The 4,317-nt window shown below is 44.5% G+C and carries 3 protein-coding genes; 1 reads left to right on the top strand and 2 read right to left on the bottom strand.

What is annotated here, in order from left to right; genetic code table 11:
• Positions 1–96: 96 nt before the first annotated feature.
• Positions 97–717, bottom strand: a complete 621-nt coding sequence (locus tag O9290_RS19860; protein WP_002759819.1) for a GNAT family N-acetyltransferase — start codon at positions 715–717, stop codon at positions 97–99.
• Positions 718–1,023: 306 nt separating this feature from the next.
• Here O9290_RS19860 and O9290_RS19855 point away from each other — a divergent pair, with 306 nt between their 5' ends.
• Complete coding sequence (locus O9290_RS19855) at positions 1,024–2,265, top strand: AmpG family muropeptide MFS transporter (protein WP_502846470.1); 1,242 nt, start codon at positions 1,024–1,026, stop codon at positions 2,263–2,265.
• A 28-nt stretch (positions 2,266–2,293) separates the two neighbouring features.
• Here O9290_RS19855 and O9290_RS19850 read toward each other — a convergent pair whose 3' ends face one another.
• Positions 2,294–3,718, bottom strand: coding sequence for a PP2C family protein-serine/threonine phosphatase (locus O9290_RS19850; protein ID WP_002759815.1), 1,425 nt, complete (start codon positions 3,716–3,718; stop codon positions 2,294–2,296).
• Positions 3,719–4,317 lie beyond the last annotated feature (599 nt).

The raw sequence follows: 4,317 nt of genomic DNA, 5'->3' as shown, positions 1-4,317 counted from the left end.
GGGGTGTGGGGAGAAGGGAGAATAAATAAAAATAATCTCCTGACGACCGGCTCCTGACTCCTGAATCCTGACTCCTGAATCCTGTCTCCTATCTCCTCATTGGCTGATTTTTTTGTGCAGAAATAACTTTTGTGGTCGATTAAATAACCAATTGATCAACCAACCGTCGGTTTTTTGCAGACGATAACCGCTACTTAAGTACAGTGACTGGGCCGCTAGATTATTATCGAGAACATGGAGGGAAAGTTCCTCAAAACCCCATTCTCTAGCGATCTGATCACACTTGAGCAGCAATCTCCGGGCCAGACCGGCACGCCGGCGATCGGGACTAACGGCTAAATTAGAGATATAAGGAATGGGAACAGCTAAAAAAGAACTGGATTTTAAGCCGATTTCCGCCGTAGCAACAATAATTTCCTGAGGACCCGTGACGGTGACGCTGGTGTGACTGACTACCAGACAGTGATAGTAAGGGGTATCGGCGCGCAATCGTCCCCGTAAGTCCTCGTAAATGCCTAATTTAAAGATAGGACGCAGAAAAGACCAATAATTGGCCGTGGGGAAAAAACTATCGGTGAGAATTTCCGCCAAGCTTTTGAGATCTTGGCTTTGGGCCAAACGCACCTCGACGGCAATGGTGGCATTGTCACCGGTCGCTTCCGAGTCGGAGGGATTAGACAATAGGTATGAGATAAAACAGGAGTCCACTTTAATCACAGGAGTCGGCAGGGAAGGTGGGGATGGCAGTCCTTATCTGGGAAAGGTAAATAGGGGTAGGAGCTAGTTGGGAGAATCAAGCATCTATCTTAAGGAGAATACCGCAATTTTTCAAGACTACTGAATCAAAATCTCATCCATTCTACTGCCTATAGCCCCAGTTGGGGGAAAGACCGCTATTTTTCGGGAATTTTTTTTGATCGCCGGGCCATGGTTAAGATGGGACGATGCCGGTCAGAACTAATTTCTTTCTTTTTGGGTCAATTAACTATATTCTTTAATCTAATCTATCCTCCTATCCCCTCCATGATCAAAGAAATTTCCGCTTATTTGCAAGTGTTCCGCAGTCAAAAAATGGCGGCTTTGTTATTCTTAGGTTTCGCTTCTGGATTGCCCTTGTTGCTCACCAGTCGCACCCTGCAAGCTTGGATGACCACCGAAGGAGTTGATCTGAAATCGATCGGTTTATTTAGTTTAGTCGCTCTCCCCTACTCTCTCAAATTTCTTTGGTCTCCCTTACTCGATCGCTATGTTCCCCCGCTGCTTGGTCGTCGTCGCGGTTGGATTTTAATCGCTCAAATTTGTTTAACTTTAGCGATTGCAGCCATGGCTTTTCAACAACCGCAACGATCTTTAGAATTATTGGCAATTAATGCTTTACTGATTGCTTTTTTTAGTGCCAGCCAAGATATTGCCTACGATGCCTATCGCACAGATATTTTAGAAAAATGGGAGATGGGGGCTGGGGTAGCGATCGGGGTTTTAGGTTATCGTTTGGCTTTAATTTTAACTGGTTCGATCGCTTTAATTTTAGCCGATCACTTTCCCTGGCCTCTCGTCTATCTTTTCCTAGCTGGATTGATGGCTTTAACGATTATTTGGTCTTTTTTCGCCCCAGCTACTCCCCCTAGAGATGATACTCCTCAAACTCTTTTAGAGGCAGTTTGGTTGCCTTTCCAAGAGTTTTTTCAACGCTATCGATTAGGTCAAGGAATGGGCATTCTCGCCTTTATTGTTCTCTATCGTTTAGGGGATGCTTTAGTTAATAATATGGTGACTCCTTTTCTCTTAAAAACTGGTTTCAGTCAAACCGATATCGGAGCGATCCAAGGGGGCATGGGCATGATAGCAACTATGGTGGGAGTTTTATTAGGTGGTTCCCTGTTAAGTCGTTGGGGAATTAATCGATCGCTCTGGATATTTGGTCTGTTGCAAGCTGTTAGTAATTTAGCCTATTTTATTTTAGCAAATTTAGGGCAAAATTATCCTTTTATGGTCTTGGCTATTAATATTGAAAACTTCTGCGGTGGCTTAGTAACTGCCGCTTTTGTGGCTTTTTTAATGAGTCTTTGTAATGCTCGTTTTACCGCTACTCAGTTCGCCCTTTTATCGAGTTTAATGGCCTTTAGTCGCGATATTTTGGTGGCTCCCGCCGGAGTTTTAGCTGAGGCGATCGGTTGGCAGTGGTTCTTTTTAATCACGGTAATTGCTGCTTTACCTGGGTTAGCTTTATTGCCTTTATTTGCTCCTTGGCAAGAGCAGAATTAGGCTAATTTATGAGCTATGTAATGATAATTTATTCCTCCGATTTCACTCGCATAACTACTAAAGTCATATCGTCGCTACTGTCATTTCCCAACCCAGTAAAAGCGGCAACTTTCCCAAATAAATATTCTAGAATCTGTTCGGGATCGGTGTACTTTTGACAGGCTTCTTTAACTGCCGATAGCCAATTTTTCTGATCAAATCTTTCCCCTTTCGAGTTAACTGCATCGGTAAAGCCATCGGTGTAATAGATCAGCGTATCTCCCGCTTCTAATTGCACTTGGGCATCGTCATAGATAGAATCGGCCTCTAAACCAACTAATGTCCCTTCCGTGTCGAGAGACTCTAACTCTCCCCGTTTAGCTCGCCACCAGAGGGTGGGATAATGGGCAGCATTACTGTAGCCAAGACGGCGCGTCAGGGGATCATACTCGGAATAAAATAATGTCACGAAACGATGAGAATTATCGAGATCGGCATACATAACCCGATTGAGATGACGCAAAATCTGGGCCGGGGAGTGACGATTTAACACTTCCGCTCGCAACATTCCCCGGGTCATGGTCATCAATAATCCTGCTGGGACACCTTTTCCCATGACATCACCGATGACTATACTCCAAGGAGCGGCACTGGCTTCCCTTTCCGCCTCCCTTGCCGGTTTAAATTGATCGTAGTTGCAGGGGATAAAATCATAATAATCGCCACCAACGCGATTAGCCGTTTTGCAGTGGGCTGCTAATTCTACCCCCTGAATTTTCGGACATTGCCGGGGTAAAAGACGATTTTGGATTTCCGCAGCGATTTCTAACTCTCGATCCTGACGTTCCTTAGAACGTAATTCGATCGTTAATTCATTATTAGCTATAGCCACCGCCGTTTGATCGGCCACTAGCTGCAACAGTTTACGACGGGTGGGTGTCCAACCATAATCGGGATCGCGACTGAAAACGTATAAACGCCCCCGCTCACTATTTTTTACCAAAACAGGTGTACTATAAACCTGCGTACCCTGTCCGAGAGTTTGCCGGATTTTATGGTCGAGACTATCGAGAAGCGATCGACTATTTTTATTCTCAAGTGCCGCTTCTTGGTTTAATTGTCGGATAATTGCCTCTAATTGTCGGCGTAGTTCCCCATTAATTTGATTATCTTGGCAATGGAGTTGATCAAGCGCCACTTGACCGTTATTTTTGCTCAAAATCAATGCCCCTCCCTCCGCGTCTGCCACTCGTGCGGCCATCAAGGGGGTAAGATCGAGGAATTGGTTTAAATTATTGAAACTCCGCAGGGCAAAACCGAGGGAACTTAAGAGATTTTGAACTTTGTTTTGTTCGCGATATAAACTAGCGACCAACTCTTTTAAGGCTAAAATTGGCTTGATATCGGTACTTTGATCGCCCATATTGACTGTGGCAGTGGTGAGGGTGTCGCTCGGTTCCGGCTCAGAAAGCATAAAATGATCTTTGTGGCGGTGACATGATTATAGCTAGATGGTCATTGGGTTATGACCTGTTTAAGTCTAACAGTATAGTTGATCTTTTCCTGACCGCCACAATTTAATCCTGATGTTTTACTATTTCTGTGGGTGCATCTCATTTTTGTCAATCTACTAAGTTGGGATTTTTCAGGGGAAACTCTCTTTTAAAATTGGGCATTACTTGCGATTTTATCACTCAATCCCAGCTTTTGGGGGGTAGAACCCACCAAAAGCTGGAGCGCATTAGTTTTTCGGTGGGATGCTTACAGACAGCTGCTGATACATTTGTCATCATTTAAGTCACTGATAATTGCTGATTGTCGGTATTTCTGCAAATGTGAGATGCACCCCATTTCTGTTTTGTCACACCGAAGTCTGAGGCTGATAGCTTGACCCTATAATAATTAGGAATATGTAACTCAATCCATTGACTTTTTGACATCCTCGCCGCCGTAAAACGGACGGCGATTCCCAAACCTCACGATTTAGGTTTCTGCTTCTTTCCCTTGCGGGGTTCCGCACCTGCCTTAACAGATTTACTCTGTTCTGGTCTTATGGTCGCTCTACAGACTGAC

This window comes from Microcystis sp. LE19-41.2A, assembly GCF_027530405.1.
Taxonomy (GTDB): domain Bacteria; phylum Cyanobacteriota; class Cyanobacteriia; order Cyanobacteriales; family Microcystaceae; genus Microcystis; species Microcystis aeruginosa.
Note: the sequence above shows the minus strand (reverse complement) of the source record. Positions and strands in the feature narration are given on the sequence as shown.